Origin of the sequence: Streptomyces sp. R21 (assembly GCF_041051975.1) — a bacterium.
Taxonomy (GTDB): Bacteria; Actinomycetota; Actinomycetes; order Streptomycetales; family Streptomycetaceae; genus Streptomyces.
The window spans coordinates 524,836-550,460 of sequence record NZ_CP163435.1; the positions used below are offsets into that span (position 1 = coordinate 524,836).

General features: G+C 69.0%; 24 protein-coding genes and 5 pseudogenes. 14 read left to right on the top strand and 15 right to left on the bottom strand.

Annotated elements, in window-relative coordinates; all coding sequences use genetic code 11:
• The first annotated feature begins 412 nt into the window (after positions 1-412).
• The gene (locus tag AB5J56_RS02525) at positions 413-1,444 is read left to right on the top strand and encodes an NlpC/P60 family protein (RefSeq protein WP_369229550.1); all 1,032 of its coding nucleotides are present in this window, start codon (positions 413-415) and stop codon (positions 1,442-1,444) included.
• A gap of 720 nt (positions 1,445-2,164) precedes the next feature.
• On the opposite strand, the gene AB5J56_RS02530 is transcribed toward AB5J56_RS02525, so the two are convergent.
• Positions 2,165-3,076 (bottom strand): LysR family transcriptional regulator, encoded by a 912-nt coding sequence (locus tag AB5J56_RS02530; RefSeq protein ID WP_369229551.1) that lies wholly within the window; start codon positions 3,074-3,076, stop codon positions 2,165-2,167.
• Between the two features lie 282 nt (positions 3,077-3,358).
• Here AB5J56_RS02530 and AB5J56_RS02535 point away from each other — a divergent pair, with 282 nt between their 5' ends.
• The 5 genes from AB5J56_RS02535 to AB5J56_RS02555 all read left to right on the top strand — a co-directional run bounded on the left by AB5J56_RS02535 (position 3,359) and on the right by AB5J56_RS02555 (position 6,461).
• Positions 3,359-3,478, top strand: coding sequence for an NAD(P)-binding domain-containing protein (locus AB5J56_RS02535; protein WP_369229553.1), 120 nt, complete (start codon positions 3,359-3,361; stop codon positions 3,476-3,478).
• A gap of 141 nt (positions 3,479-3,619) precedes the next feature.
• Positions 3,620-3,742: a hypothetical protein gene (locus AB5J56_RS02540; protein ID WP_369229555.1), complete on the top strand. Its 123-nt coding sequence runs from the start codon at positions 3,620-3,622 to the stop codon at positions 3,740-3,742.
• Between the two features lie 97 nt (positions 3,743-3,839).
• Positions 3,840-4,775, top strand: a complete 936-nt coding sequence (locus AB5J56_RS02545) for an SDR family oxidoreductase (protein ID WP_369229557.1) — start codon at positions 3,840-3,842, stop codon at positions 4,773-4,775.
• Positions 4,776-4,856: 81 nt separating this feature from the next.
• Positions 4,857-5,591 (top strand): SDR family NAD(P)-dependent oxidoreductase, encoded by a 735-nt coding sequence (locus AB5J56_RS02550; RefSeq protein ID WP_369229559.1) that lies wholly within the window; start codon positions 4,857-4,859, stop codon positions 5,589-5,591.
• 246 nt (positions 5,592-5,837) lie between these two features.
• Positions 5,838-6,461 carry an NADPH-dependent F420 reductase gene (locus tag AB5J56_RS02555; RefSeq protein WP_369229561.1) on the top strand — a complete coding sequence of 208 codons (624 nt, stop codon included), beginning with the start codon at positions 5,838-5,840 and terminating at the stop codon, positions 6,459-6,461.
• Positions 6,462-6,642: 181 nt separating this feature from the next.
• On the opposite strand, the gene AB5J56_RS02560 is transcribed toward AB5J56_RS02555, so the two are convergent.
• The 5 genes and pseudogenes from AB5J56_RS02560 to AB5J56_RS02580 all read right to left on the bottom strand — a co-directional run bounded on the left by AB5J56_RS02560 (position 6,643) and on the right by AB5J56_RS02580 (position 10,946).
• Complete coding sequence (locus tag AB5J56_RS02560; RefSeq protein WP_369229563.1) at positions 6,643-6,924, bottom strand: hypothetical protein; 282 nt, start codon at positions 6,922-6,924, stop codon at positions 6,643-6,645.
• Positions 6,925-7,076: 152 nt separating this feature from the next.
• A complete protein-coding gene (locus AB5J56_RS02565; RefSeq protein WP_369229565.1) occupies positions 7,077-7,652 on the bottom strand; it encodes a TetR/AcrR family transcriptional regulator C-terminal domain-containing protein in 576 nt (191 codons plus the stop codon).
• A 276-nt stretch (positions 7,653-7,928) separates the two neighbouring features.
• The gene (locus AB5J56_RS02570) at positions 7,929-9,554 is read right to left on the bottom strand and encodes an FG-GAP-like repeat-containing protein (protein WP_369229567.1); all 1,626 of its coding nucleotides are present in this window, start codon (positions 9,552-9,554) and stop codon (positions 7,929-7,931) included.
• 25 nt (positions 9,555-9,579) lie between these two features.
• Positions 9,580-9,912: pseudogene (locus tag AB5J56_RS02575) on the bottom strand (hypothetical protein); the annotation flags it as partial.
• 74 nt (positions 9,913-9,986) lie between these two features.
• The gene (locus AB5J56_RS02580) at positions 9,987-10,946 is read right to left on the bottom strand and encodes a helix-turn-helix transcriptional regulator (protein ID WP_369229569.1); all 960 of its coding nucleotides are present in this window, start codon (positions 10,944-10,946) and stop codon (positions 9,987-9,989) included.
• A 244-nt stretch (positions 10,947-11,190) separates the two neighbouring features.
• Between AB5J56_RS02580 and AB5J56_RS02585 the strand changes: the two genes are divergently transcribed.
• From AB5J56_RS02585 to AB5J56_RS02595, 3 genes are all read left to right on the top strand, one after another.
• Positions 11,191-12,036, top strand: a complete 846-nt coding sequence (locus AB5J56_RS02585; protein WP_369229571.1) for an SDR family oxidoreductase — start codon at positions 11,191-11,193, stop codon at positions 12,034-12,036.
• Positions 12,037-12,214: 178 nt separating this feature from the next.
• A complete protein-coding gene (locus AB5J56_RS02590; protein ID WP_369229573.1) occupies positions 12,215-13,195 on the top strand; it encodes an aldo/keto reductase in 981 nt (326 codons plus the stop codon).
• 86 nt (positions 13,196-13,281) lie between these two features.
• Positions 13,282-13,821 carry an NAD(P)H-dependent oxidoreductase gene (locus tag AB5J56_RS02595; RefSeq protein ID WP_369229575.1) on the top strand — a complete coding sequence of 180 codons (540 nt, stop codon included), beginning with the start codon at positions 13,282-13,284 and terminating at the stop codon, positions 13,819-13,821.
• Positions 13,822-14,026: 205 nt separating this feature from the next.
• Here the strand turns inward: AB5J56_RS02595 and AB5J56_RS02600 are convergent, their stop codons facing one another.
• Positions 14,027-14,344 (bottom strand): hypothetical protein, encoded by a 318-nt coding sequence (locus AB5J56_RS02600; protein WP_369229577.1) that lies wholly within the window; start codon positions 14,342-14,344, stop codon positions 14,027-14,029.
• 32 nt (positions 14,345-14,376) lie between these two features.
• On the opposite strand from AB5J56_RS02600, the gene AB5J56_RS02605 reads away from it, so the two are divergent.
• On the top strand, positions 14,377-15,306 hold the full coding sequence (locus tag AB5J56_RS02605; protein WP_369229579.1) for an ADP-ribosylglycohydrolase family protein: 930 nt from the start codon (positions 14,377-14,379) through the stop codon (positions 15,304-15,306).
• 78 nt (positions 15,307-15,384) lie between these two features.
• On the opposite strand, the gene AB5J56_RS02610 is transcribed toward AB5J56_RS02605, so the two are convergent.
• The 3 genes and pseudogenes from AB5J56_RS02610 to AB5J56_RS02620 all read right to left on the bottom strand — a co-directional run.
• Positions 15,385-16,365 carry an SDR family NAD(P)-dependent oxidoreductase gene (locus AB5J56_RS02610; RefSeq protein ID WP_369229581.1) on the bottom strand — a complete coding sequence of 327 codons (981 nt, stop codon included), beginning with the start codon at positions 16,363-16,365 and terminating at the stop codon, positions 15,385-15,387.
• Positions 16,366-16,473: 108 nt separating this feature from the next.
• Positions 16,474-16,657 (bottom strand): annotated as a pseudogene (locus AB5J56_RS02615) (IS21 family transposase); the annotation flags it as partial.
• A gap of 39 nt (positions 16,658-16,696) precedes the next feature.
• Positions 16,697-16,827: pseudogene (locus tag AB5J56_RS02620) on the bottom strand (RNA-guided endonuclease TnpB family protein); the annotation flags it as partial.
• 361 nt (positions 16,828-17,188) lie between these two features.
• Here AB5J56_RS02620 and AB5J56_RS02625 point away from each other — a divergent pair.
• Positions 17,189-18,460: an MFS transporter gene (locus AB5J56_RS02625; RefSeq protein ID WP_369229583.1), complete on the top strand. Its 1,272-nt coding sequence runs from the start codon at positions 17,189-17,191 to the stop codon at positions 18,458-18,460.
• 245 nt (positions 18,461-18,705) lie between these two features.
• On the opposite strand, the gene AB5J56_RS02630 is transcribed toward AB5J56_RS02625, so the two are convergent.
• Entirely contained in the window at positions 18,706-18,996 is a 291-nt protein-coding gene (locus AB5J56_RS02630) for a hypothetical protein (protein WP_369229585.1), read from the bottom strand.
• Positions 18,997-19,293: 297 nt separating this feature from the next.
• Between AB5J56_RS02630 and AB5J56_RS02635 the strand changes: the two are divergent.
• Positions 19,294-19,941 (top strand): annotated as a pseudogene (locus AB5J56_RS02635) (Dyp-type peroxidase); the annotation flags it as partial.
• 47 nt (positions 19,942-19,988) lie between these two features.
• On the opposite strand, the pseudogene AB5J56_RS02640 reads toward AB5J56_RS02635, so the two are convergent.
• From AB5J56_RS02640 to AB5J56_RS02650, 3 genes and pseudogenes are all read right to left on the bottom strand, one after another.
• Positions 19,989-20,372 (bottom strand): annotated as a pseudogene (locus AB5J56_RS02640) (M56 family peptidase); the annotation flags it as partial.
• A gap of 392 nt (positions 20,373-20,764) precedes the next feature.
• On the bottom strand, positions 20,765-22,216 hold the full coding sequence (locus AB5J56_RS02645; RefSeq protein ID WP_369229587.1) for an ATP-binding protein: 1,452 nt from the start codon (positions 22,214-22,216) through the stop codon (positions 20,765-20,767).
• Positions 22,197-22,904: a response regulator transcription factor gene (locus AB5J56_RS02650; protein ID WP_369229589.1), complete on the bottom strand. Its 708-nt coding sequence runs from the start codon at positions 22,902-22,904 to the stop codon at positions 22,197-22,199. Before AB5J56_RS02650 ends, AB5J56_RS02645 begins: the two co-directional genes overlap by 20 nt.
• A 165-nt stretch (positions 22,905-23,069) precedes the next feature.
• On the opposite strand from AB5J56_RS02650, the gene AB5J56_RS02655 reads away from it, so the two are divergent.
• On the top strand, positions 23,070-23,834 hold the full coding sequence (locus tag AB5J56_RS02655; RefSeq protein WP_369229591.1) for a hypothetical protein: 765 nt from the start codon (positions 23,070-23,072) through the stop codon (positions 23,832-23,834).
• Positions 23,835-24,043: 209 nt separating this feature from the next.
• Here the strand turns inward: AB5J56_RS02655 and AB5J56_RS02660 are convergent, their stop codons facing one another.
• A complete protein-coding gene (locus AB5J56_RS02660; protein ID WP_369229593.1) occupies positions 24,044-24,400 on the bottom strand; it encodes an ATP-binding protein in 357 nt (118 codons plus the stop codon).
• A 431-nt stretch (positions 24,401-24,831) separates the two neighbouring features.
• On the opposite strand from AB5J56_RS02660, the gene AB5J56_RS02665 reads away from it, so the two are divergent.
• Entirely contained in the window at positions 24,832-25,242 is a 411-nt protein-coding gene (locus AB5J56_RS02665) for a VOC family protein (RefSeq protein ID WP_369229595.1), read from the top strand.
• Positions 25,243-25,625: the final 383 nt, after the last annotated feature.

Consider the following 25,625-nt stretch of genomic DNA (forward strand, 5'->3'; position numbering starts at 1 on the left):
GGTGGTTGACCGGGCGGATCGCGGGCCGCCCCCGGTTGGGTGATGCCGATGCGGCGGGGAGCCCGGCCAGCAGCGCCAGGGATTCCTCTTACGTCCGGGATAGTCCTGAAGCGGCCCTCTCGTGGTTGATATTCGGGTTCTGTCTTATTCGCAATGTTCTTACCAATTAGACTAGTTCGCGAAACCGTTGCGTGACGTAGCGTCAAATTGGCTTTACTGCTCGTGAGTTGCGCGCAAAAAGTGCAGGGTGTGACCGAGATTTTTCACGCCAGGCTTTGAAATGGTCACAGGAAGGTCACTAGGGTCGGACCTCGAACCTCCGAATGATCACTCACACGAGGTGAGCGACGGTGGAGGGATACCGCCCACTTGATGTTCTGTGGGCGGCTGGAGGAAGAAGGAGCTCACCTTCGTGGCGTCCCACCGCCGGCCCAAACAGCCGAGCCGCGCCCGCGTGACTGTGCTCACCGCGACCGCCGCCGCTGCCGTGGCCCTTACTTCTCAGGCCGCCCAGGCGGCCCCCAAGCCCGCGAAGAGCGAGGTCAAGGCGAAGGTCGACAAGCTCTACGAAGAGGCGGAGCGGTCCACCAACCAGTACGACAGGGCCAAGGAGAAGCAGGAGAAGCTGGAGAAGGAGATCGGCGAGCTTCAGGACAAGGCCGCCCGCGAGCAGGGCGAGCTCAATGAACTGCGTACAGGCATCGGTACGATGGCCAGCGCGCAGTACCGCTCCGGCGGCATCGACGCCTCGGTCCAGCTCTTCCTCTCCGCCGACCCGGACGACTACCTCGACAAGGCGTCCACGCTCGACTCGCTCTCCGCGAAGCAGCTGGAGTCGCTGAAGAAGGTTCAGACGAAGCAGCGCAAGCTGGCCCAGAAGCGTGCGGAGGCCACAGAGAAGCTCAAGGACCTCGCCGACACCCGCACGGAGCTTGGCAAGAAGAAGAAAGAAATCCAGGGCAAGCTCAGCAAGGCGCAGAAGCTGCTGAACACCCTGACCGCCGCCGAGCGTCAGGCCATGGCCGGCGAGGAAGCGCGCGCCAGCCGCTCCTCCGCGAGCCGCGTCGACCTCGGCAACGAGGCGGCCGCCTCCAAGTTCGGCGCCGCCGCCCTGAGCGCGGCCGCCTCCCAGACCGGCAAGCCGTACTACCGCGGTGGCACGGGCCCCAACTCCTACGACTGCTCGGGCCTCACGCAGTGGGCGTACGCGCAGGCAGGGGTCCAGATATCCCGGGTCACGTACACGCAGGTCAACGACGGAACCCGGGTGGGCATGAGCGCACTCAAGCCCGGTGACCTGGTCTTCTTCAACAACACCGAGCATGTCGGCCTCTACGCGGGCAACGGCCAGGTGCTGCACGCGCCGCACCCGGGGGCCTCGGTGCGCTACGAGTCGATGAGCACGATCGGCAGCTTCCAGTTCGGCGTCCGCGTCACAGGCTGATCGCACCCGCAGTCGGCGAGGGTGGAGCCCGAGGCAGGATCTCTCTCCCCCCGCTGACGGGCGTCGTGCGCTTCGCGGCGGGGTTATCGGCTACGACAAGCAGCAGGTGGACGCCCACATCCAGCGCCACTTCGCCGAACCCGCCGACTTCGAAACCCCGTTGAGCCGACTACTGCGGGAGCAGCATGCCGCCCTCCTCGACGCGGGCACGCCCGTGGGGCGCAGAGTCGCCAAACAGCGGGAAAGGTGCCACCTCCTCGGCTGGGAGCGGCCGATACCGAGACACTCCCCCACCCTCGCCGCCAGCGCACGGCAATCACCCCCTCTGCCCTGGCCGGTCGCGGTCAGGGCAGTCGTCGGGTCGACGCCGAGGCCGCCTCACCCAGCAACTTGCCACCGGGCGCCGCAAACACCGAGAAAGGACGACACCACGGCGAACCGCGCTGGAGACGGACTACGGCGAACTACTCGCCCTGCGCTGCCAACTCGCATGCTCGGTGAGATTGAGAATTGAGATCGAGGAGTGGAAGTGTCTCGCGGAATTGATCGAGAATGCCTTTGAGGACTTCAACGAGATCACGATTTTCATCCTGGGAAGCGGCCGCGCGACGACGTCGATTCTCACTGTGCGTCAACATCGTCTTCGCCTCCGAGCTCAATGCCTTCGCCATTTTTGTGGCCGCGTACCCTCTTTGGCACTGTTATTGCCAGTCGGACTGCTCAACTGCGCTTTGAAACGGCATTGCCTCCAAGCTGCCACATTTCATAATTCCCACATTCTGCCGTTATCTCGGCCGTCGCCTGAGCCGCGGTGAAGAAGTCATCGACCACTGGCGAGGTGCGCGATGCCGCCGCCGCGAGGCACACCCGGTCGGGCGCCAGCTCCGGGATGGGCACATAGATGACTTCCGGATGTGAGTAGAACACGGACGCCGAACGGGCCAGGAACGAGATACCCCGCCCGGCCGCGACATGCTCGAGCGTCTCGTCCACCCCGCGCACCAGGTACCCGGCGTTAGGGTGCGGGTGCCTGGTGGGCTGCGTGCTCGGGTCGGCATGCCAGAGCAGCGGTTCGCCGGCCAGGTCGGCCTCGGTGACCTCCTCCTTGCCGGCCAACCGGTGGCCGGCGGGCAGCACCGCCACCCGCGGCTCGGTGTACAGCGGGGTGACGCGCAGGCCGGCCTCGTCGATGGGCAGCCGCACATAGCCGACGTCGATGCGGCCGTCGAGCAGCATCGGGGCCTGGTCGTCCCCTTCGATCCGCTGCACGTCCACGACCACGTCCGGGTGCCGGGCCTCGAACGCCCGCGCCGCCGGGATGACCGGGATGCCGGCCCGGAAACCGACCATCAGCCGTCGGCTGCCATGGGCGGCCACGGACACCCGGCGGCGGACCGCATGCGCGGAGGCGAGCAGCGGACCGGCGTCGGCCAGCAGTTGTCGGCCCGCGTCGGTCAGCGCTACGCCGTGGCGATCCCTGGTGAACAGCGAGGCGCCGAGATCCTGCTCGAGCGCGCGGATCTGCCGGCTGAGCACCGGCTGCGCGATATGTAGCTCATCGGCGGCGCGGCCGAAGTGCAACCGGTCGGCCACGGCGACGAAGTAGCGCAGTTTGCGCAGGTCCAGATCCATGGCGCCTCCCGGCCCGGTGATGCTTTGAGGGTATCACCATGCCTAAAAGAAGTCTTGGACACCCACTCAGGCCAATGGCAACCTGAAGGGGTACCCATTGGGGCCGAAGCGAATTCGGCACAAGAACTCGACATCGGAATTTGATAGCAGGAACCAGACCCAGAATGAGCACATCATGAATTGAGCGCCGCCGATCGCGTCATTCGACGGCGTCGACGACACAACCGTCAACAACGACGGGGGGCATGGCGTCCTGTCCAGCTCCAGAAAGCAGGATCACCAATGAGCAGCATCAGCATTATCGGCCTGGGGAACCTGGCCGGCGCCCTGGCCGACCGGGCGCTCGCCGGCGGCAACGCCGTCGAGGTCATCGGCCGCAACCCGGCCAAGCCAAGGAATTGACCGCCGCGCTCGGCGGCGCCACTGTCGGGACGGCCGGCGCCGCCCCGGCCGAGACATCGTTGTCCTCGCCGTGCCGTACGCCGGCGCGGCGGCGGTGGTGAGCGAGTACGGGGACGCACTGCACGGCAAGGTCATCGCCCGATGAACACCGGGCGGCTTGCAATGGCGCGGACGCTGGAGAACGTCGCCCTGTTGCAGCTGGGCCTCGTCGCCCACTCCGTCAAGCACACCAACTTCTTCCTCGGCGTCAGCATTCTCAGCTGAGCGCAGCCACACTCCCGCTTCTCGCGCCACATCACGCCATTCGATCCTCGGCACGAGGAGAACAGCCCCTCCACCTTCTCTCACAAGGAGCAGTAGCGTGCGCGTTTTCGTCGCTGGCGGGACCGGCCATTCCGGTTCGTACATCATCCCCGAGCTCATCGCCGCCGGACATGAGGTCACCGGCCTGGCCCGGTCGGACAGCGCCGCGGCGGCGGTGTCCGCGCTCGGCGCCAGGGTGCGTCGCGGCGACCTTGAGGACCTCGACGGTCTCAAGGAGGCGGCCGCGGACTCCGACGGCGTCATCCACGTCGCGCACAGGCAAGACCTGCTTACCTCCGGCGGGCTCGACGCCGTGACCGCCGCGGAGCTCCCGATCATGCTCGCGTACGGCGAGGCACTCGCGGGAACCGGAAAGCCGCTGGTCGCAGCGGGGAGCATAGGCGCGCCCGGGAACCTGGGCCGGCCGGCCACCGAGGAGGACCCGGCCCTTCCCGGCGGCGATGAGTACAAGGGCACCCTGCGGGTTCGTAACGTCGTGGAAGCCGCCGTAGTCGGCCTCGCCGAGCAGGGAGTGCGGTCTTCGGTCGTGCGGATCGCCAACATCGCGCACAGCACGACCGATCGTGCCGGCTTCCTCCCCACGCTGATCGCGCTCGCGAAGGAGAAGGGTTTCGTCGGCTACCCCGGAGACGGCGCGAACGTCTGGAACGCCGTGCACGTCCGCGATGTCGCCTCCTTGTTCCGCTTGGCGCTGCAGAAGGGGCCGGCTGGCAAACACTGGCACGCGGTTGGGGACGGGGGCATCCCGTTCCGCGAGATTGCCGAAGCCATTGGCAGCCGTCTGGGCCTGCCCGCCGTAAGCGTTCCCGCGGACGTACTGATGGTGCCGGGATACTTCGGGTTCCTCGCGAACATAGTCACGCAGAATTACCCGGCGTCCAACCTCATCACCCGCCGGACCCTCGGCTGGGAACCTTCTCAGCCAAGCCTGCTCGCCGATTTGGACAACGGCCATTACTTCTCCGCCAGTTGACGGCTGGTAGCCGAATCGCAACGAGTTGGCAAATGACAAGAGTTCACTGTTTCGGATACCCATCAATTCAACGGAGTGATCGTGGGAAAGCTCGATGGCAAGGTAGCGGTGATCACCGGCGGATCCACCGGCATGGCACTGGCCGGCGCCAAACTGTTCGTAGAGGAAGGAGCGCACGTCTTCATCCAGGCCCGGCGGCAGGAAGCACTGGACGAAGCCGTCCAGCTGATCAGCCGCAACGTCACCGCCGTCCAGGGGGACGCGGCCGAACTGGCCGACCTGGACCGCTTGTACGACACCGTCAAGCGGGAAAAGGGTTCGATCGACGTGCTGTGGGCCAGCGCCGGGATGGGCGAACCCGCTGTCCTCGGCGAGATCACCGAAGAACAGTTCCACCGCGCCTTTTGGCTCAACGCGCGCGGCACCCTGTTCACCGTGCAGAAGGCACTGCCGCTGATCAACGACAACGGCTCGATCTTCATGACCGGATCCAACGCCTCCCTCGGCGCCTTCCCCGGCTGGAGCCTCTACGCGGGAAGCAAAGCCGTCCAGCAGGCCTGGGCCCGCGTCTGGCTCAACGAACTGCGCGACCGCAAGATCCGGGTCAACGTCCTGACCCCCGGTCAGGTCGCCACCGCCAAACAGGAAGAACTGTTCGACGAGGCGACCAAGGCCGCTTTCGAGTCCCTCATCCCCCGCGGAGAGATGGGCCGCCCCGAAGAAATCGCCACCGTCGCCCTGTTTCTCGCCTCCGACGACTCCAGCTACGTCAATGGCCTGGAACTGGTCACCGACGGCGGCACCACCGCCATCTGAACCACACACCAGGAATTCCGCGGGCACACCCCACAACTACCCAGTCGCCACAACGAACTGGTCTCGAACGCGGACATCCGCAACACGCCGATGTGTTGCGCGGGCGCCGAATTCACGTGCTGACGAGCCGGAGGTGCCGGGAAAGACGCGGCAGTTGGCCCAGAAACGTCGCGGCCGACGGCCTGCGCCTGACCTGGCACGAACGAGACAGAGCGACACCTCGAGAACAGGAAGAGAGCACACCTCATGAGCAGCATCACCCTCATCGGTACGGGGAACATGGCCCGTACCATCGGCACGCTCGCGGTGGCGGGCGGCAACACCGTCGAGGTCATGGGACGCGATCAGTCCAAGGCCGATGACCTGGCCAAGGCTCTGGGCGGCGGCGCGACGACGGGCACGTGGGGCGCCGTCCCGGCCGGGGACATCGTCATCACGGCCCTGTTGTACGACGGTGTCGTTCCGGTCGTCGCCGAGTACGGAGACGCCCTCGCGGGCAAGGTCATCGTCGACATCAGCAACCCCTTCAACGCCACGTTCGACGGACTGGCCCACAGCGAGGAGACCTCGATCGCGCAGGAAGTCGCCAGGGTGGCCCCGGCCGGCGCCAGCGTGGTGAAGGCATTCAACACCATCTTCCGTAATGTCCTGGAGAAGGGTCGGCCCGACGTCTTCATCGCCGGCGACCATGCGCAGGCCAAGGCGGGCGTGGCGGCATTCATCGAGAGCCTCGGGCTGCGCCCGCTGGACGTCGGCGGCCTGAAAATGGCGCACTGGCTGGAAGGGATGGGTTTGATCACGGTAAGCCTCGCCAGCAACGGGGTTGGCCACTGGGACTTCGCCCTCGGCGTCAACGAATTTGCCGGCTGAGCCCCCAAGACTGAGAAGTCGGCGAACACTGCACCGCGCGCCCTGACAACGGTTGATGGATCACCGACTCGCTGATGTCGGATATCAATGACGGCGAACGATCCTGCCCGAGGAGACCGAGTCGCCGCGCATGGTCGGGGTCCTCCACTGGTGGCGCGGGAGCCCGGGCGGCGGGCGAGCCCTATGCCTCCCGCAGGTCCTCGGCCTCGGCGGCCGACACGGCCATCTTGCGCACGTGCGTGTAGTACCTGCTCGCGCACTCGTCGTCGATCATCGGGAGGACCTTGTCGGACGCCGCCGCCAGCCGCGTGAGGGCTGCGCGGCGCTGTCCGGCGAGAGGCCCTTCGAGAACGCTCGTCGCGTAGCCGTAGGCATCCGCATCGAGCATCACCATGTCGTGGTCCTCGATGTCCAGGCCGCGGAAGCCGGGCGGGAACGGCATGGCCATGTGCTCGGCCGCCATCCGTGAGAGCGCATCAAACTCCTCTTGGAACACGTCGGCGATCATGCCAGGCACACGCAGGCATCCAGGTACGGTCCGCGTCACTGGATCGGACGTCACGGCACATCCGAACGCGCGCAGATCCAACCCGGTGAACCTATGCGGTCACAGCACTAGCTCGGGCGGACTGCGGCTTCGACGTGGGCGAGTTGGGCGGCGAGGATCTCCTCGAAGGCGGCGCGGCGGTCCGCCCCGAGGGAGCGGACGTCGCGGGCGAAGTGGGCCAGGGCGGGGAAGCGGTCAGGGTCTGCGCCCAGTACCGCCACGCGGAACAGCTCCATGCCCTGTTCGCGCTCTTCCGGGGTGACCGTGCTGGCCCCGGCCTCGGAGGCGATCAGTGCAGCGATGAGGACCGCGATCCGGTGGTAGCAGACCGGGATCTCCTCGTCGGGCAGGCCCGACGCGCGCAGCGCCTGCAGCACCTCTTCCATGACCAGCCGGGAACCGGTGCCGCTCGACGCGTAACGTCCCCAGACCGCAGCGAGTCGGGGCTGCTGACCGAACGCATCTCGCACGCGCAGGGCCAGGGCCGTGATGCGCTGCTTCCAGTCGCCCTCGGCGCTGTAGCCGTCCATGGCGGCCAGGAGAATCCGGTCGGCGACAGCGCGCAGCAGTTCGGTCTTGCGGCCCGGGCGGTGTTCGAGATCTGCTGGTCCGGTGCAGGCGCACTGGCCGCGTTCCGCGCGCACACCGCGAGGCCGCACCAGGCCCGCTCTCTCTGATCTTGCCGGTCGCACGCCGCCGGACCTCCTCCCCGGCCGGGGCTGGGAAGATGCGCGCGTTCGGCCGGCGCGGCGCCGGCGTCACCACCCGGAACCCAGAACCCAGCACCCTGCGCCGGGCGGCATCGTCGGTCAGCTCCATGCGGAGGACGCTTCGACGTGACTCCTCCCCGGCATGAACGCCCGGGAGGAGTCACGATGTGCGGGCAGAGACCTTGCGTTCGTACGGGGATGTAGTCGCCGTCAGTCGGCCACCGAGGCTCCGAACAGGGCCCCGGTCGCGGGCAGGCCCATGGTGGACGGGCCGAACGAGAAGGAACCGCTCGCGGTGACGCCGCTGGAGGTGGCCGAGAAGACCCACGCGGCACCGTTGTTCGCGTTCTCCGCCCAGTCGCCGACGACCAGGCCGTTCCTCTTGTCGCCGTCGGCGTCGACGAGGGCGGTCTCGCTGCCGAACCGGTCCAGCTTCTCGGCGGTGCCGGGTACCCCGGCGGTGTTCTGGCTGAACGACTTGATGCCGGTGGTGGTCAGACCGTTCGCGCTGCCGCGCAGCACCAGCACGGTGCCGGCATCGGTGAGGCCGTCGAAGTCCTCGCCGGGCAGGCCGGTCGCCACGTCCAGGTAGCCGTCGCCGTTGGTGTCGCCGATCGACAGGCCCGAGCCCATGCCGTCATGCCACTCCCCCACGCCCGGTACGCCCGCGGTGTCCTGGTTGATCCACACCGGCTTGCGGGTGGTGGACACGCCGTTGGGGCCGCCGTGAACGACGGCGATCGCACCGCCCTTGATCGGGAGGCCGACGTCGTAGTCGGTGCCGTCGACGGAGTGGCCGACGACGATCTCGGCGTGACCGTCCTTGTCGAGGTCGCCGATCTCGACGTCGTCGCCGCGGATGAGCCGGCCCTGGGCGTCCTTGAGGAGGCCCTTGTACGTGAACCCGGAAGGACCGCCCACCAGCAGGGCCACCCCGCCGGTACCGATCTCGCCGTCCAACTGCCGGGCACTGACGGCCAGATCGGCGATGCCGTCGCCGGTCACGTCACCGGCGGCCATCGCGAGGGCGTACCACTCCTCGCCGGGGAAGAGGGTGAACCGGGTCGTCCTCGCGCTGGCGCCGTCCCGCCGGAACGGGCCGTGCAGCACCGAGCCGTCACCCGGCGTGGTCTCATCGCCATAGTCGTCGCCCCACGCCGCCACGTCCGGCTTCTTGTCCCCGTCCACGTCGGCGACTACGAAGGCGCCACGGGAGTTCGCCGGCACGTTCCTCAGCAGGACGGGCGTGGCGGACAGCCCCTTGGGGCCGCCCCAGTTGACGGCCAGGAAACGTCCGTCGTAGCCGCTGACCGGCGACATGTCCACGAGCGAGAGCAGATCGGCGTAGCCGTCCCGGTCGAGGTCGCCGCTCTGCAGGTCGCTGCCGTAGCGCGTCTGCGGCTGCGCCGTAGACCGGCTCGGCCAGGTCAGCACCTGCTTGCGCGAGGTCGACAGCCCGCTGGACGAGCCGTACAGCACGCTGACGGCCCCCGCCTTCGCCTGTCCCTTCAACGCGGTGCCCGGCGCGCCGATCGCCACGTCGGAGTAGCCGTCGCCGTTGAAGTCGTCGTGCAGGCGCTTGGCGCTCGGCGTGGTGACGGTGGTCGTCGCGGCCGGGGCGGCGGCGTTGACGACGGGAACCAGCACGGCACCGCCGACCAGGGCGATACCGGTGGCGAGGACGAGCCGTCTGCGGCGCCGGGGAAGGGAACGGGAAGCCATGATTGTCCTGACGTAGACGGAGAAGAAGCCCTTGGCCGTGACACCGGCGGCCTGGGAGCGGAACACCCATACGGCACCGGCGTATACGTCCTCACGCCGCCCCGTACGACTCACCAGACAGACGGTTGGTTGTACTGGACTACGCCGCGACTTTCCCTGCCGTTAACCGCACACTCCACGCCAAGAGCCCAGCGGCACACTGGAACGGCTCGAAGCCCTCGAAGTCGTCGAACTCCCGCGTCGCCTTGCCCCGTTCGGCCCGATGGTCACGCCGCCACTGCTCAGCCGGCCACGGCGCCTCGAACCGGTGCCCCCCGCTGGCCCAGCATCTCCGCCCTGGCCACCATCGACGGCTCCCGGCCGAAGACGACGGCGTCGCCCTCCGGCCCGACGGCGACACCGTCACCAGAGCGGGCCTGTCCGCCATCAACTCCTCTTCCGCACCAAGACGGTTGAGCCGGTCCCCGACGGCGCACGCCTGGGCAGCTTGCCGTTCTCGCCCCCTGCGGCATGACCCGCCGCAGATCGACTCGCGCGGCTCGTCGTTCAGTCGGGTGTCTCGGCCGAGTCGGCGGACTGGGAGTCGTTTGCCGGCGCGGACCGCTCGATGTCGTCGTTGGTCGCCGCCCAGCTGGCCAGCAGGTTCAGGGCGTCCTGCGAGGGCGAGTGGGGCTCGGGGGTGTAGGTGAGGAGGAACTGGCTGGGACCGTCGGGGAGCGGGAAAGTTTCGAAGGGCAGGTCGAGGTCACCGACGACCGGGTGGTGGAGGAGTTTCACGCCCGTGGTGTGCATCCGGACGTTGTGGGCCGCCCAGCGACGCCGGAATTCCTCGCTGCGGGTCGACAGCTCCCCGATCAGGTCCGTCAGCCGCCGGTCGTAGAGATCCCGGCCGGCTTCGGCGCGCAGCATGGCGACCGTGTCGCCCGCGACTTCGTCCCAGTGGCGGAAGAACTCGGTCGCGTGCGGGCTGAGGAAGACGAACCGGGCGTTGTTCGGCGGCCGTGCCGGGTCGGCGTAGACCGGTGAGAACAGGGCGCGCCCGAGGTGATTGGCGGCCAGGATGTCCCCGCGTCCGCTGAGGATGAAAGCAGGTGTGCCGGCCATCGAGTCGAGGACGCGCTGCACCGCGGGCCGGATGCGCTGCTGGGCCGGGCGGCGGCGTCGCGGCCGGGTTGTGCCGGCGCCGCGCAGGAGGTCGAGCAGGTGGATGCGTTCGGCCTCGTCGAGCTGCAGTGCCTGCGCGATGCCGTCGATGACGCTCTCGGAGACGCCGGTGGCGTTGCCGCGCTCCAGCCGGGTGTAGTACTCGCTGGAGATGCCCGCGAGCAGGGCGACCTCCTCGCGGCGCAGCCCGGTGACCCGTCGGCGCTCTCCGCCGTAGAGGGGCAGTCCGGCCTGCGCGGGGGTGACCCTGGCCCGTCGCGTGCCGAGGAATTCCCGGATCTCCGCGCGGAAATCGTCACGGATGTCGCGGTTGCCGTCTTGTGGGTCGTTTCTGCCTGCCATGCGCCTCACTCTACGAGCGCTTCCGCCAGGTTGGGGGTCCCTGTCAGTGACCCCCTCATAAGAGACTCCCACACTCGCGTGACACCGGGTTTTGTTGGTGGTGCACCGCCCACGGCGGTGTGAACGGCCCGGACAGGGCGGCGCCTGTGCCGCCGGTCCCAGCCCTTTCTGCGGCGCTGTCGGCGCTGCATGCATCACCCCGCACACAGCGGGTGCCGGATCACGGCGCCTGAAAGGAACCCCCATGAGCAAGGTCATTCTCGTCACCGGTGCCGGACGCGGTCTGGGCACGGACATCGCCCGCGAGGCCCTCGCCGCAGGCCACCAGGTCGTCGCCACCGGGCGCCGCCCCGAGGAGGTCGAGAAAACGCTGGGCGGGCCGCAGGACAACCTGCTGGTCACCAGGCTCGACGTCACCAGCCTGGAGGATGCCGAGGCCGCCGCGCGGGCAGCCGTCGACCGGTTCGGCCGCATCGACGTCCTGATCAACAACGCCGGGAACCTTTACACCGGCTACTTCGAGGAGATCTCGCCCGCGCAGATGCGCCGGCAGTTCGAGACGAACGTTTTCGGCCCGATGAACGTCACTCGCGCCGTCCTGCCGATCCTGCGGCGCCAGCGTGCCGGCCACGTCATCACCATCACCTCGACCGCGGGCCTGGTCGGCATGGAATTCACCTCCGCCTATGCCGCCTCCAAGTTCGCGGAAGAGGGCTGGATGGAGTCGCTGCGCTACGACGTCGAGCCGTACAACATCCACACCACGATCGTGGAGCCCGGCTACTTCCGCACCGAACTCCTCGTCGACGGCTCCACCAACTGGCCCGAGCTGTCCATCGACGACTACGCCCCGCGCACCGCCCCGAGGATCGAGGGCATGAAGAGCATGAACGGCCAGCAGCCCGGCGACCCCGCCAAGCTCGCCCGCGCCCTGCTCACCATCGCCGGACAGGACAAGCCCCTGCAGCGCTTCGTCGCCGGCGCGGACGCCATCGAGGCCGCCGAGGCCAAGGCGAAGGAACTCCTCGCCCAGGCCGAGGCCTCCCGCGAACTGGGCAGCGCCCTGACCTACGACGACGCCCACGCCTGAGCACCACGCTGCGGCCGCGGCCGGCAGCCGCCGGGTGCACCTACGGCGCTGATCCGCCACCCGGCAACAGCGCCCGCGCCCGCAGCGCGGACCACCGAAGCACGGCCCATCAGCTAGTGGCACACCCCACTGATCATGACCACCGACCGGCCTGACGGCCGTCACGAAGGAGTACCTGATGCAGCACGTATCACTGGGCGGACTCGATGTCTCCCGCATCGGCCTGGGAGCCATGACCATGGCCGGGACGTACACCACGGGCGGAGGGCTCGATGACTCCGAGTCGATCCGCACCGTCCACCGGGCGCTGGACCTCGGGGTCACCCACATCGACACCGCCGAGATCTACGGCCCCTTCCACAGCGAGGAAATCGTCGGCAAGGCCATCAAGGGCCGCCGGGATGACGTCGTCGTGGCGACGAAGTTCGGTCTTGTCTCTCACGCCGGCGACGGCCCCGGCGTCATCGACAGCAGCGCCGGCAACGTGAAGGCCGCGGTCGAAGGCTCGCTCCTGCGGCTCGGCACCGACCACATCGACCTGTACTACCAGCACCGCGTCGACCCGAACACGCCTATCGAGGAGACCGTCGGCGCGCTGGCCGAACTGGTCGCCGAGGGCAAGGTGCGCCACATCGGCCTCTCCGAGGCCGGTCCCGAGACGATCCGCCGGGCACACGCTGTGCACCCGGTGGCCGCGCTGCAGACCGAATACTCGCTGTGGACCCGCGACGTCGAGGCCGAGATCCTCCCGCTGCTGCGCGACCTCGGTATCGGATTCGTTCCCTACTCGCCGCTCGGGCACGGCCTGCTGACCGGGCAGATCCGCACGGTGGACGACTTCGCCGACGACGACTGGCGCAAGACCAACCCGCGTTTCACCGGTGAGAACTTCCAGCGCAACCTGCGCATCGTCGACGAAGTGCAGGCCGTCGGCGCCGAGATCGGAGCAACCCCGGCGCAGACCGCGCTGGCGTGGCTGCTGACCCGCGGCGACGACATCGCCCCCATCCCCGGCACCCGGCGGGTCGCACGCGTCGAAGAGAACACCGCCGCCGACGCCATCGAACTCACCCCCGCTCAGCTCGACCGCCTGAACAACCTCGCGCCGGCCGCGGGCGAGCGCCACGACGAGGCGAACATGGCCAGCATCGACCGGTGATCCCGCACCCCGGCGATTTCTCCTGACCAGCCCGGCCAACCCGCATCCGTACACCCATTCACTGATCACTGAAAAGGTTCCTCATCATGTCCAAGGTTCTCCTTGTCATAGGTCACCCCGACCTGTCTCAGTCGAAGGCCAACAAGGCCTTGGTGGACGCCGTCCGCGACCTGGCCCATGTCACCGTGCACGACCTCTACGCCGCCTACCCCGACTTCCAGATCGACGCCGACGCCGAGCAGGCCCTGCTGGCCGAACACGACGTGATCGTCTTCCAGCACCCGGTGTTCTGGTACAACACCACCCCTCTGTTCAAGCAATGGCAGGACAGGGTCTTTACCCTCGGCTGGGCCTTCACCATGGACGGCTCTTCCTCGCAGCTGGCCGGCAAGAAGGCCATCGTCGCCGTCACCGCCGGCGTCCCCGCCGACCACTACACCCCCGAAGGCTCGAACCAGGCCACCATCGAAACGCTTCTCAGCAACTGGCACGCCACCCTGCGGCTGTGCCAGTTCGACATCCAGCCGATGGTCAAGCTGTACGGCACCGCCTTCGGCCTCGCCGACGAGGACCTGGCCACCGCCGCCAAGCAGTACAACGAGCTGCTTGCCTCCTTCGCGGCCTGACCGCACCCTCACGACGACAGCCGCCCTCGCCGATCACGACGCAGCGGTGAGGGGTCTACGAGTCTCCGGCCGCTCTTCGCCGGATCAACGCCAAGCGTCCGGAGACCAGTATCGGCGGTGCCCGTGTCGTGAAACAGCGACCGCTCGTCGCCAAGCGCCGTCGGCTAGGTCCGGTCTTCGTATGAGACGGGCACCTCAGGGTCTGTCAGGCGCGCACGGGCAGAGGCAGGACGGCGGCGCCCTGGCGCAGGGCGCCGTTTTCGAGCGCGACCTGCCGGGTGGCCTCCTCGTACAGCTCCAGGGTGCGCCGCAGGTCGGTGTTCTCCTGCCGCAGCCGACGCAGGTTCGCCTCCGTGCGCCCGCTGGTCTTCTCGCCGGGCGCGGGCTGTGCGGGCGGCGGGATGCGGGACCGGAAGTGCTCGTCGTCGGGGGCGAGGCGGTCGCCGTCGGCGAGGATGTGGTCCAGGGCGGCGAGGTGGCCTGGCGATGGTTCAGGGAGCCGAAGAAGGAAACAGGGCCGCACGGCCGCCGGCGCGGCACAGATAATCTGCGCGGATGAAGCGGATTCAGCGGGCCGCCGGCGCGGTCGTCGGCTCAGCGGTGGGTGACGCGCTGGGCGGCCCCTTCGAGTTCGGTCCCCAGGGAGCGTTCTCCGCGCGGTTTCCCGCGCCTGGTGTGGGCGGCGAGATGTGCGGAGGCGGTGGCTGGGACCCCGGTGAGGCCACGGACGACACGCAGATGGCCGTCCTGGTCGCGGAGTCGCTGCTGGAGCGGGGCGGACTGGATCTGCCGGACATCTTCGCCCGCTTCCAGCGGTGGGCAGCATCGGGCCCCAAGGACATCGGCCTGCAGACCGAAGACGTCCTGACCAACGGCATGCCCTGGGACCTCGCCGCCGCGATTCATTTCCAGGTCAACCAACGAGCAGCGGGAAACGGCTCCTTGATGCGGGCATCAACCTCCGCGGTCCACTTCGCGGCCTCCGGCCGAGAAGCCACCATGGACGCAGCCCGCCGCATCTCTGCCCTCACCCACGGTGACCGCGCGGCCTGGGAAGGAACCGCGATCTTCCACGAACTCATCCGTGTCACGTTCGAGGACACGGACCCCCTCACCGCGCTCCCGGACATCCTGACTCTTGTCCACCCCGACCACCGGGGCCGCTACGCCACCGTCCTCGCGCCCGACTGGCACCCCGATCAGGCGACCGAGTTCAACGGCGCGGTCTGGCCCTGCCTGGGCTCCGCCGTCTGGGCCCTGCGCACCACCACCAGCTTCGAAGACGCGATACGCGCGGCGATCGACCTCGGCGGCGACACGGACACCGTCGCCGCGGTGACCGGCGGCCTCGCGGGGGCGTACCACGGGCTGGATGCCATCCCCGCCCGCTGGACCCAGCCGCTCCATGTCCCCCTCCCCGGCTTCGACGGACGGGTGCTGCACCTGGCGGATCTGCTCCACCTTGCACACCGCCTCGGAGGCTGAACCGGGTCTTTCTCCGAGCGGCGACAGCGCATAGGGCCCCGCCGAACGCCACGTTCGGCGGGGCCTGTTGATCTTTTGTCAGCCGGCGAAGGCGTTGACGCCTGTCAGCTCCGCGGAGAGTGTCCAGAGGCGGGCGGCCTGCTCGGGGTCGACGGCGTAGTCGCAAACACCGGCGGTGGTCGCCGGCATGATGTCGGGGTCGAACGATTCGGCGATGTCGCTGTTCTCGCAGTAGACGCCGCCCATCCCGGCGAGCTTCGGGTTGGTCGCGGCCCAGGTGGCGGTCGCGGCGCCCTGCTCGGGGGCCTTGAAGTGGGAGGCGGTCAGGTTGCCCTCCTCGTCGATCCAGCCGGCCGCGACCATCTCCTCGCGTGGCAGGTGGCGCTGCAGGGGCGTGAGGATCCCGCCGGGGTGAAGGGAGAACGCGCGGACGCCGGAGCCGGACTCCTGGGCGAGCGTGTCCAGGTGGAGGGCGAACAGGACGTTGGCGGTCTTGGACTGCCCGTACGCCTCCCACTTGTCGTAGCCGGTGGCGAATTGGATGTCGTCCCAGCGGATCGCGGAGCGGCGGTGCACGGAGGAGGAGACGGCGACGACGCGGGCGCCGTCGGCGGCGGCCTTCAGCAGCGGCCAGAGACGGTTCACCAGGGCGTAGTGGCCGAGGTGATTGGTGGCGAACTGGGCCTCCCAGCCGGGGCCGACGCGAGTCTCGGGGCAGGCCATCACGCCGGCGTTGCCGATGAACATGTCGATGGCCCGGCCGGTGGCGAGGAAGCGCTCGGCGAAGTCACGGACGCTGTCGAGGTCGCCGAGGTCAAGGGCGTCGACCTCGGCGTTCTCGATGCCGTCCAGCTCCTTGCGGGCGACGTCGGGGCGGCGCGCGGGGACGACGACATGGGCGCCCGCGGCGGTGAGCGCACGGGTGATCTCCAGCCCGAGCCCGGAGTAACCGCCGGTGACGACGGCCAGCCGACCGGCCAGGTCGATCCCGCGCAGCACATCAGCCGCGGTGCTGCTGGCATCGAACCCGGAGCCGATGGCGTGCTGAGGAGTAGTCATGTCCGGGACGCTACGACTTGGAGGGCGCTCTAGGTCAAGTGACGCCGATGCGCCCCACCAGGGGTGCGAGTGCCGTCGTGCGGCGGGTAGTGCTGCGCGCGTCCAAGACGGGTCGCCCGGCCGGCCGCGACGGTGGTGGGCGACCTCGTGGGCCGCCCCGTCCCCGCCGACCGCGGTGACGATCAGCTCGTCGCCGTGGAAGCGGACCCAGACCCGGGTGCCGATCAGCTCGTGCGGGACCGAGGAGCGGACGGCCTCGACTGAGATCGTGTGACTCCCAGTTGACCCGGCGTTGAAGTGCTCTCCCAGCTAAAGCAGAGGAGATTTCTGCCTACCTTGCGGTGGCGGACTTGACGCGGCGAGCGCGCCTGACGACTGCCCTCCCGGCAGCCGGGATGAGCGCGTGGCCCGTCCGGTACAGGTGCAGATGTTCCAGGCCGCGTTGTGGTCGGCGTTGCCCGCGCCCACGACCCGAAAGACCCCGCCCGGACGGCCACCCGGCGACTCGCGCTGCCTCGGACTGGAGAAGTCTCCCGAAACCGGCCGAAAAGGATCACCGGAGTTCACGCGGTGGATCGAGGGTGACTGCTCAGGTGCTTGATTACGTGTGAGCGGGCGGCAGCCGGACGTTTCCAGCGAAGAGGTCGCGCAGGGCGGTAATGGGGTTGAGGCCGTGCTTGCGGGCTGTGAAGATGACCGCTGCGCTGGCAACGGTTCCCGGATGGTCGGGCCCCATATCCTGCGCGAAGTATGGACTGGAGGTTCCGGGCGGCGGCGGAGGCCCAACACCAATGATCACCGGAGTCACCAGGGAGCCCGCAGCATGACCAGCACCACGGAGGCCCCTGGCGGGTCGGCTGCGGTCGACGATGCAGCACGAAGTGTCACGCGCCCGTTCTACGTATACGCCGTGCTCGCCAACACCCTGTTCCAGCGCGGCGTATTCGTCCTCTTCCTTCAGCAGCGAGGCTTCTCCGCCGGGCAAGTGGCCCTGCTTCAGACACTGCTCTACCTGGTCAGCGGACTTGCGGAGTTGCCGACGGGATTCATCGCCGACCGAATCGGCAGGCGTGCCAGCATCGTGATCGGCCAGATGCTGATAGCTGGATGTCTGCTCGGCCAGGGGACGTTCTCCAACTACTGGGTGTTCCTGACGCTGTTCATCGGGCAGGGCGTGGGCATGGCGTGTGTATCCGGTTCGGACACCGCCCTGCTGTACGACCTGCTCGTGCGTCGTGGCGCAACGGCCGGCTACGTCAAGATCAAGTCCCGGTTCACCACGCTCGGGACGGTCACCTCGGGAGCCGCCATCGTCCTCGGCGGCCAACTGCAGCAGATCTCCTGGGGAGTCGTCTACGTCGGTTCGGCGGCGTGCCTCGTCCTGGCCGTGGTGGTGCTGATGTCACGGGTGCCCGAGATCCGCGGCGCGGACGCGGTGGACGAGCAGGACGGAGCCGAGGAGGGGCACGGCGACGCCACAGCGTGGCGGGCGATGCTTCGGGTCGGCACGCCGGCGCTCGTGACGCTTGTCGTGGTGTCCGGATTGATGCATGCGACTTTGACGCCGTACATCATTTTTACGCAGAAGACCCTCTCCGATCAGGGAGCGGGCACCGCATGGGTCAGCGTGGTCATATCGGCGGGATTCTTCGTTGGCGGGCTCACTCCATTGCTGTCGGACCGCGCGGATCGGCGCATCGGGTATCGGGTCATCGTCCCGGTGTCTCTCCTGACGCTCGCCGCGGCACTCGGCCTCAGCGGCCTCGGCCTTGTCTGGGTCACCATCGCCGCGTTCCTGGTCCTGGTCGGGATTCCCGAGATCACCGCCGTGATCGTGGACAACGTGTTCAACGAGGCCGTGCCGTCGCGCCACCGGGCGAGCCTGCTGTCGATGATCGCCTTCGTGGAGTCGGCGCTCATCGGCATCGGCTATCTCGTCCTGGGCGCGCTCATGGACGGGCTGGGCTCCAGTGTGGGCATGGCCACCTACGCCGCGGTCCCTCTGCTGGCATGTCTCCTGTGGCTCCCGGTGCTCTTCCGAGGAGCACGGGTGACCACCGAGATCGAGAAACCCGCCGACCAAAAGGCATCCTGAAACAGACCATCTCGAGCAACCCCCTGCCCGATGGCAGAGCGTTGCTCGTTGACATGTCGCTCCCAGTCGGCGACGGAGCAGACGCACGGGGAGCCCCTGGTAGGACGGTTCTCACCACAAGATCGTCCGCTGAACAGAGGCTTCACGTTAGTCACCTTTGCTGCCACGCTCGATGTCCCGCGCTACATCGTGGTGCACCTCTCCCGGTTGCTCGCCGCGCATCGCCGGCGCCGCAACATGCCCTGTCACGCAGACGGCAGGGACATCTCGGACCTGCCCGCCGTCTCAGCCACCGCGCGATGCAGGGGCACTACGGACAGGAGGACGAACATGCCGAAGAGGGTGAGGGGCACCAGCACCAGCAACTTCGACGGATCATCGTGGAACCAGTGCCAGTTGCCCCACCAGTTGCCGCACACATCCAGCACCATCACAGCGCCCGCCAGCCAGATTCCGTCTCGCCGTACGAGTCCCACCAGCACGATGACCAGCGGATCGAGGACCACCAGGCTGACGAAGAACACCTGCAAGGGCACCTGAGGGAACATCGCATACGCGTGGACACCGTCCCGGGCCACATCAACAACGTGAGTGCGAGTCCCTACGAGAAACCCGATCAAGTACACAGCGAGCGCCCACCTCGCCCACACCGGCTGTCTGCCCCACCGCTCCCACACGACCCCCATCGTGTCAGCCTAGACGAGCATCGACGAGGTCAAGCATCCGCGACCGGGCCACTCACACGTGCTCTTGCTCGTAATTTTCCCCACACGGTTCAACAACCAAATATGTGGTGGGCAGAGCGAATCTGCCGAAATCCAAAGAGCCTAATCAACGGCGACCTCTCGCTGCAGATCTGCGCCGGTAGGCAGGACACCGTGCTGCACGCGCTGCGCAACATCGCCCGGCACACCCACAGTGCCATGCAGATCAAGTGGCGCATCGACGGCTGCCAGAACGCCCCGCGCCGCACCGGCACCCAGCGCAACCTGCTCGGCTTCAAGGACGGCATCGCCAACCCGACGTCACCTCGGCTCGCGAGACCAGCCGCCTGATCTGGGTCGGGGACCCCGACGGCGAGCCCGACTGGGCCAGGGGCGGCAGTTACCAGGTCATCCGCATCATCCGCATGCTGGTCGAGTTCTGGGACCGGGTCTCGCTCACCGAGCAGGAGAAGATGTTCGGCCGCCGCAAGGACACCGGCGCTCCGCTCGACGGCGCCAAGGAGACCGATATCCCGCACTACGCCAAGGACCCGCACGGCACGACGATCCCCATCGACGCCCACATACGCCTCGCCAACCCGCGCACCATCGCCACCGGCGCCTCCCGCATCCTGGCGCCGCGGCTACAACTACGACCGCGGGATCGACGAACCCCTCGTCGACTACATCTCACCTACCGGCGGCGGCTACTTCTGCGCCCTGCCCGGAGTCCGCGACAGCAAGGACTGGCTCGGCCGCGGGCTATTCGCGACCTGAACCAGCGCAGCTGCCCCGCTCCCTTGCCAGACCCCGGCATCGCCCCACTACCGGCGGTCCTCCTGAACGTCCGGGCGATCGTGAGCCCTCCGCCGGAAGTCGGGCCCTTGCGGGTGGTCCGCCGCCGATGGTCCGCTCGCAGTCACGGCCTGCGCCGCGCACTCGGCACTGTCCACCATCCGATCACTGTCGGACGCGGCATTGGCGAGGCTCGCGCAGCACGCGGCCAGCAGCAGGCCATCCGCCACCAGGGGCAGGCTCCTGTGTGGGGGTGGCGGGGCCAGCAGGGCCCGCACCCGCTGCGGCACCTCCCCGCCGGGTGCCGCCAACGCGGCCGGACCGGACGCACCGGCGGATGCTGGCGCGGCGCGCCCAACTGCGTGCGCGACGATCGTGCGGTCGCCGACACGCTCCGCGGCCTCCTCGTCTGCCCGCCCCGGCCCTCCCCGGTCCGCCTAGAGCGTCCTCGGCCACGGCCGCTGGTCGGCCGTCGGCGTCGAGCCGATCCGCGACTCGCGTGAGGCTCTGCGCGAGGCGTTCCCGACGCTGCCGGCCACCGAGCGGTCGTAATCCCGCCTGACCGGCTTCTGCTTCGACGTCGGATTCGTGGACTCCGCACTGCTCTTCGGCGCAGCGATCTCGTACCGTGCGTGCTACACCGCTTCACCTGGCTCAACGCCGTCGCCGCGTTCTGAGCCTCGTACCTCCGCACCCGCCCTCTCGGCGCCTCGCTGACCGACCGGCTCGGCATGGACGTGCCCTTCGGCATCGGTTTCACAACCACCGCGCCCTTCGCCGCAGCGGTGTGCGCCACGCTCGTCGGCTACCTCGGCTGGTCCGATCCGCGAGCCGACCGCTGCACTCCGGCGCTGGCACCGCCGGACTGCGCTGACGCGGTGGGCAGGCTTACGGTGATGAGGGCCCCGCCTGACGGGTGGTTGGCGAGGCTCACCTGGCCGCCGTGGGCCGCGGCGATCGTCCCGACGATGGCGAGGCCGAGCCCGCCGGAACCCCCGTCAGGACTCGGGTTCTGCGGCGGCCCGGCGAGCATGTCGGGCGGGAAGCCCCGGCCATGGTCGTGCACGCACAAGTGCACGACGCCGTCCGCGTGTTCGGCGCCGAGGGTGATGCGGCCCGGTCCGGAGGGGCCGGAGTGTCGCAGGGCGTTGTCCAGGAGGTTGTGCAGGACTTGGCGCAGCCGTATCGGATCGAGGTTGGCGGTCGCTTCGCGGCTGTCGGCACATTCCACGGTGACCGTCGAGCCCTCGGCGGTGGCGCGGGCGCGGAACGCCTCGGCCGCGTCGGTGAGCAGCCGCGGCAGGGACACCGGTTCGCGGCGCAGCGGGAGCCGGCCCTGTCGAGTGCGGGCAAGGACAAGGAGATCCTCGGCGAGCCCGACGAGGCGGTCGGTCTCGGCAGCGGCGGAGCGTATGGCGGCTTCGAGTTCGGTGCGGCCGCGCGGGCGAGCCGTGGCCAGTTCGAGCTGGGCCCGCAGCAGGGCCAGCGGAGTGCGCAGTTCGTGTCCTGCGGTGTCGATGAAGCGGTGCTCGCGTTCCAGCGCCTCTTGGAGGCGCGCGAGCATGGCGTTGAGGGTGCGCGCGAGACGGGCCAGTTCGTCCCCGGTCGGCGGGACGGTAAGGCGCCGTTCGAGCTCGGTCTCGGAGATCGCGGCGGCCTCCCGGCGGATGCGCTCGACCGGTCGCAGGGCCGCGCCAGCGAGCAGCCAGCCCGCGTACGAGGACGCCGCCAGGGCGAGCGGGCCGCCGATGAGCAGCAGGAGCAGCAGCCGGTCCAGCGCCTCCGCGCGGTCACCGAGCGGTGCACCGACGACGAGAACTGCGGGCTGTGCGACCGTCCCCGGCAGGCGAACGGGCAGGGCGAGCAGCCGGGCGGGGTCGTCGATGCCCACGACATGACGGCTGAGGAAGACCGGCTTGGTGACGGTTCGTGTGGTGCCCGGCGGCAGCATGGGAGCGGCCGCGACGGCCGGGGTCGTCTCGACGACGTCGCCGTGCGGCGTGAGGATCTGGCCGAACGACTCGTCGGGGTCGATGAGTCCGCGGCCCGCGTCCAGCGGGGCCCGTTCGCGCTGGGCCAGCGAGCTGACGGTAGCCGCGGCCCGTGCGCGTAGGTCGAGGTCGACTGCGCGGGTCAGCTCGGTACCCATCCGGGTGTAGAGGAAGGCGCCCAGCGCGGTCAGCACCACCGCCATCGCCAGACAGAAGGCGAGTGTGAGGCGGAGCCGGACGGGGAGCCTAGCTGACGGGCCGCGCATGATCCGCGTGCTCCCTGCGGTCGTCTCTCAGCCAGTAGCCGGCGCCCCGGGAGGTGCGCAGCGACTGTCGTCCGAAAGGACGGTCGATCTTCTGTCGGAGGTAGCCGACGTACACCTCCACGACGTTCGAGTCCGCGTCGAAGGTGAAGTCCCATACGTGCTCGATGAGTTCGGCCTTGGACAACACCTGGCCGGGCCGCCGCATCAGGCACTCCAGCAGCGCGAACTCCTTGGCCGTCAACGTGACCGGAGTTCCGTCGCGAGCCACGGAACGGGTCGCCGGATCGAGGGTGAGGTCGCCGACGGTGAGCACCGCGGGCCGTTCACGGGCGCCCCGGCGCATCAGCGCGCGCAACCGGGACAGCAGCTCGGCCAGCGCGAAGGGCTTGACGAGGTAGTCGTCCGCGCCCAGATCCAGTCCGCGCACCCGATCCTCGACGGCGTCCCGCGCGGTCAGCAGCAGGACGGGCGCCCACCGGCCGGCGGCACGGATCTCACGTAGCACGCCGAATCCGTCGGTGCCCGGCAGCATCACATCCAGGACGATCACGTCGTAGTCGGTCTCCCCGGCGTACCAGAGGCCGTCCTCGCCGGTGGCGGCCACGTCGACGGCGAAGCCGTTCTCCGCCAGACAGCGCCGCAGCAGCTCCGCCATGGGCGCTTCGTCCTCGACCACGAGAATCCGCATGGCGCCTCCTCGCGCAGGCCCCGCTTGTGTCCAGCGTAGCGGGGGTGGCTAAGGGGACGCTGAGTACACCAGAGCAGCCCCCTCGGGGACTCGCGGGGGCCGTTTCAGGGTCCCCTTAGCCACGCGCGAGCAGGCTCGAAGCCACAGTTCCACGAGGGAGTCCCGATGATCGGCAAAGGCATGGCACGCAGAGCACTGGTCCTCACCGTCGCCGCCGGCTGCACGGCCACGGGCGTACTGACGGCCTGTTCGTCGAGTTCGGGGAGTTCGGGGAGTTCGAACCACCGCTCCGCGGCGCCCGCGACGACCAGCCCGGTTCCCCGCAGCTTCTCGGCGACCGTCGACAACCCGTGGTTCCCGCTGCCGCCCGGCCGGACGCTGGTCTACAGCGGCATCAAGGACGGCGCCAAGTCCACGGAGTACCTCACCGCCACCCGCGAGACCGAGAAGATCACCGGCATCCCCTGCCGCGTCGTCGAGGACCGCCTCTACACCGGCCGCACTCTCCACGAGGCAACCCGCGACTACTACACCCAGGACGCCGCCGGAAACGTCTGGTACTTCGGCGAGGACACCGCCGAACTCGATGCCCACGGCAACATGCTCTCCACCGAGGGCACCTGGCGCGCCGGCCGTGACGGCGCCCGCCCGGGCATCTTCCTGCCCGCCCACCCCGTCCCCGGCGCCGCCGGACAGCAGGAGTACTACCCCGGCCAGGCGGAGGACCGCTTCCAGATCCTGGACCTGACCTCGCGCGTGTCCGTCCCGTACAAGACCTTCACCGGGGCCCTGCGCACGAAGGAATGGACGCCGCTGGAGCCCGGGGTCGTGGACAACAAGTACTACGTCAAGGGCATCGGCACGGTGAAGGAGGTCACGGTCAAGGGCGGCCCCTTCGAGGAGAACGTGTTGACCGCTGTCAGGGGCTAGGAGGCGCTGGACCGGGCCGGGCACGCGCGGGGCGTGGTGGTCCACGGCTGGTTCTGGGGCACGACGTGCGTGGACGGCTTCACGTGGTGCCAGCACGCGATCTTCGGGTACATCAGTGCCGGGAACCGATCCACACCGCACCGCCGAGCCACTTCGCGATGCGCATCCCCGAGCTGCCGCGACCGGGAAGACGATGCGAGACGGCCGTCTCACCCAGGCGCCCCTTGCGCCTCGTCCTGATCGACGGGAAGGATCAGCGTGAAGGTGGCCGGGTAAGCACTGGTCAGGGAGAGCCTGCCGCCGAGCGGGACGGCCAGGTCCCGGGCGAGAACCAGGCCGATGCCCGCTCCCTGTCCGCCCCCGCTGTGCCCGCGGTCGAACAGCCAGGCCGGCTCGCCCGCCACGGCGCCCTCGTCGCTCACGTCGCTCACGTCGCTCACGTCGCTCACGTCGCTCACGTCGAAGGCGAGGGCACCGTCCAGGTCCCGCACAGCGATCCGGACGGTGCCGCGCCCGTGTATCCGGGCGTTGTCCAGCAGGATGCCGAGCACCTCCGACACGGGCACGCCCAGGACCAGGGCATCGGCCGCTGTGTCCCGTGCGGCGCACTCCAGGCGTCTGCCGTCCCGGGCGAACAGGCCGTGCCACCGTTCCTCGGCCTCCCGCAGCAGCTGACGTACCGCCGTCTTCCCGGAAGCTGGGTGGGACGCCTTGTCAGCACGACGATCAGCAGGTCGGGCAGTGCACCCGCCAGGGCCAGGACGCGCGGCATGACGGGAGCACGCCAGACTCTTGCCCAGCTCGTCCAGGCTCCTCTACCCCGCGGCCCGCAAAATTCGTTCTCGCCTGCCGTCACATTCCCCCGCTGGGATCCGTCAGGGAGGTGGCAAAGCCACACCGACCCCATCCTGCGGGGGCAAAGAACCGGCCCGGACTCCGCGACCGGCCCACCCTCGCCACGAAGTCCCTCACACCGGGAGACAGGACGGACACCACCATGCTGACCAACGTCATGTACGTGACGCTCTACGTCACCGACCAGGACCGCGCGCTGCGGTTCTACACCCAGCAGCTCGGACTGGAAAAGCGCATCGACTACCGAGGCCCCTCCGGACGCTTCCTCACCGTCGGCATCCCCGGCAGCCCCCTCGAGTGCGTCCTGTGGCCGCACCCGGCCGCCGCGGGACAGCCGGCCGAGGCGCAGCCCGGCGCCACGCCCGGCCCGGTCTTCCTGGAATCGGACGACCTGAGGAAGGACTTCGTCATACTGCGCGACCGCGGAGTGCAGTTCGACCAGAGCGCACCGGAGGACTACCCCTTCGGAATCCGCATCGAGGCAATCGACCCCGACGGCAACCGGATCTCACTGCGCCAGCGCGGCCGGACAGACGGCGACAACAACGACTGACCGTCCCGGGCCCCCGCACGGCCGGCGCCACACGTGCGTCGGCCGTGCGGCACAGGGCAGCGCGAATCCGTCGGCGCCACCGCCGCGCCGCATCGCTCACCCCGCCGCGCAAGGGGGCTCCGCCCGGCAGCACTGCCACGACCAGGTGTTGCCGATGCCCCCGCTCCCCCGGCCCGCCCGGCAACTGAGCACGCATCGCCCGCTCCACGGCATGCGCCGACCGAGCCGTAAGGGCATGCCCGCCTCTACCGTCGCGCCAGCCAGGTCGCGAGCTCGTCCACGACCGCGGGGTCAACATGTCCTGGACTCGCATACTCCGCCGGGGTGGGTTGGCCGTTGTCGGGAAAGAAGCGGTGGTCTGCGTCCACGTGGACCGGATCGTC

Coding starts and splice junctions, on each gene's coding strand:
- AB5J56_RS02530 (WP_369229551.1), bottom strand. CDS start 3,076: ATGGATCTGGACCTGCGCAAACTGCGCTACTTCGTCGCCGTGGCCGAC.
- AB5J56_RS02595 (WP_369229575.1), top strand. CDS start 13,282: ATGTCCAAGGTTCTCCTTGTCATAGGTCACCCCGACCTGTCTCAGTCG.
- AB5J56_RS02610 (WP_369229581.1), bottom strand. CDS start 16,365: ATGACTACTCCTCAGCACGCCATCGGCTCCGGGTTCGATGCCAGCAGC.
- AB5J56_RS02580 (WP_369229569.1), bottom strand. CDS start 10,946: ATGGCAGGCAGAAACGACCCACAAGACGGCAACCGCGACATCCGTGAC.
- AB5J56_RS02585 (WP_369229571.1), top strand. CDS start 11,191: ATGAGCAAGGTCATTCTCGTCACCGGTGCCGGACGCGGTCTGGGCACG.
- AB5J56_RS02590 (WP_369229573.1), top strand. CDS start 12,215: ATGCAGCACGTATCACTGGGCGGACTCGATGTCTCCCGCATCGGCCTG.
- AB5J56_RS02540 (WP_369229555.1), top strand. CDS start 3,620: ATGAACACCGGGCGGCTTGCAATGGCGCGGACGCTGGAGAACGTCGCC.
- AB5J56_RS02650 (WP_369229589.1), bottom strand. CDS start 22,904: ATGCGGATTCTCGTGGTCGAGGACGAAGCGCCCATGGCGGAGCTGCTG.
- AB5J56_RS02655 (WP_369229591.1), top strand. CDS start 23,070: ATGATCGGCAAAGGCATGGCACGCAGAGCACTGGTCCTCACCGTCGCC.
- AB5J56_RS02645 (WP_369229587.1), bottom strand. CDS start 22,216: ATGCGCGGCCCGTCAGCTAGGCTCCCCGTCCGGCTCCGCCTCACACTC.
- AB5J56_RS02665 (WP_369229595.1), top strand. CDS start 24,832: ATGCTGACCAACGTCATGTACGTGACGCTCTACGTCACCGACCAGGAC.
- AB5J56_RS02560 (WP_369229563.1), bottom strand. CDS start 6,924: ATGGCGGCCGAGCACATGGCCATGCCGTTCCCGCCCGGCTTCCGCGGC.
- AB5J56_RS02555 (WP_369229561.1), top strand. CDS start 5,838: ATGAGCAGCATCACCCTCATCGGTACGGGGAACATGGCCCGTACCATC.
- AB5J56_RS02605 (WP_369229579.1), top strand. CDS start 14,377: ATGAAGCGGATTCAGCGGGCCGCCGGCGCGGTCGTCGGCTCAGCGGTG.
- AB5J56_RS02535 (WP_369229553.1), top strand. CDS start 3,359: ATGAGCAGCATCAGCATTATCGGCCTGGGGAACCTGGCCGGCGCCCTG.
- AB5J56_RS02625 (WP_369229583.1), top strand. CDS start 17,189: ATGACCAGCACCACGGAGGCCCCTGGCGGGTCGGCTGCGGTCGACGAT.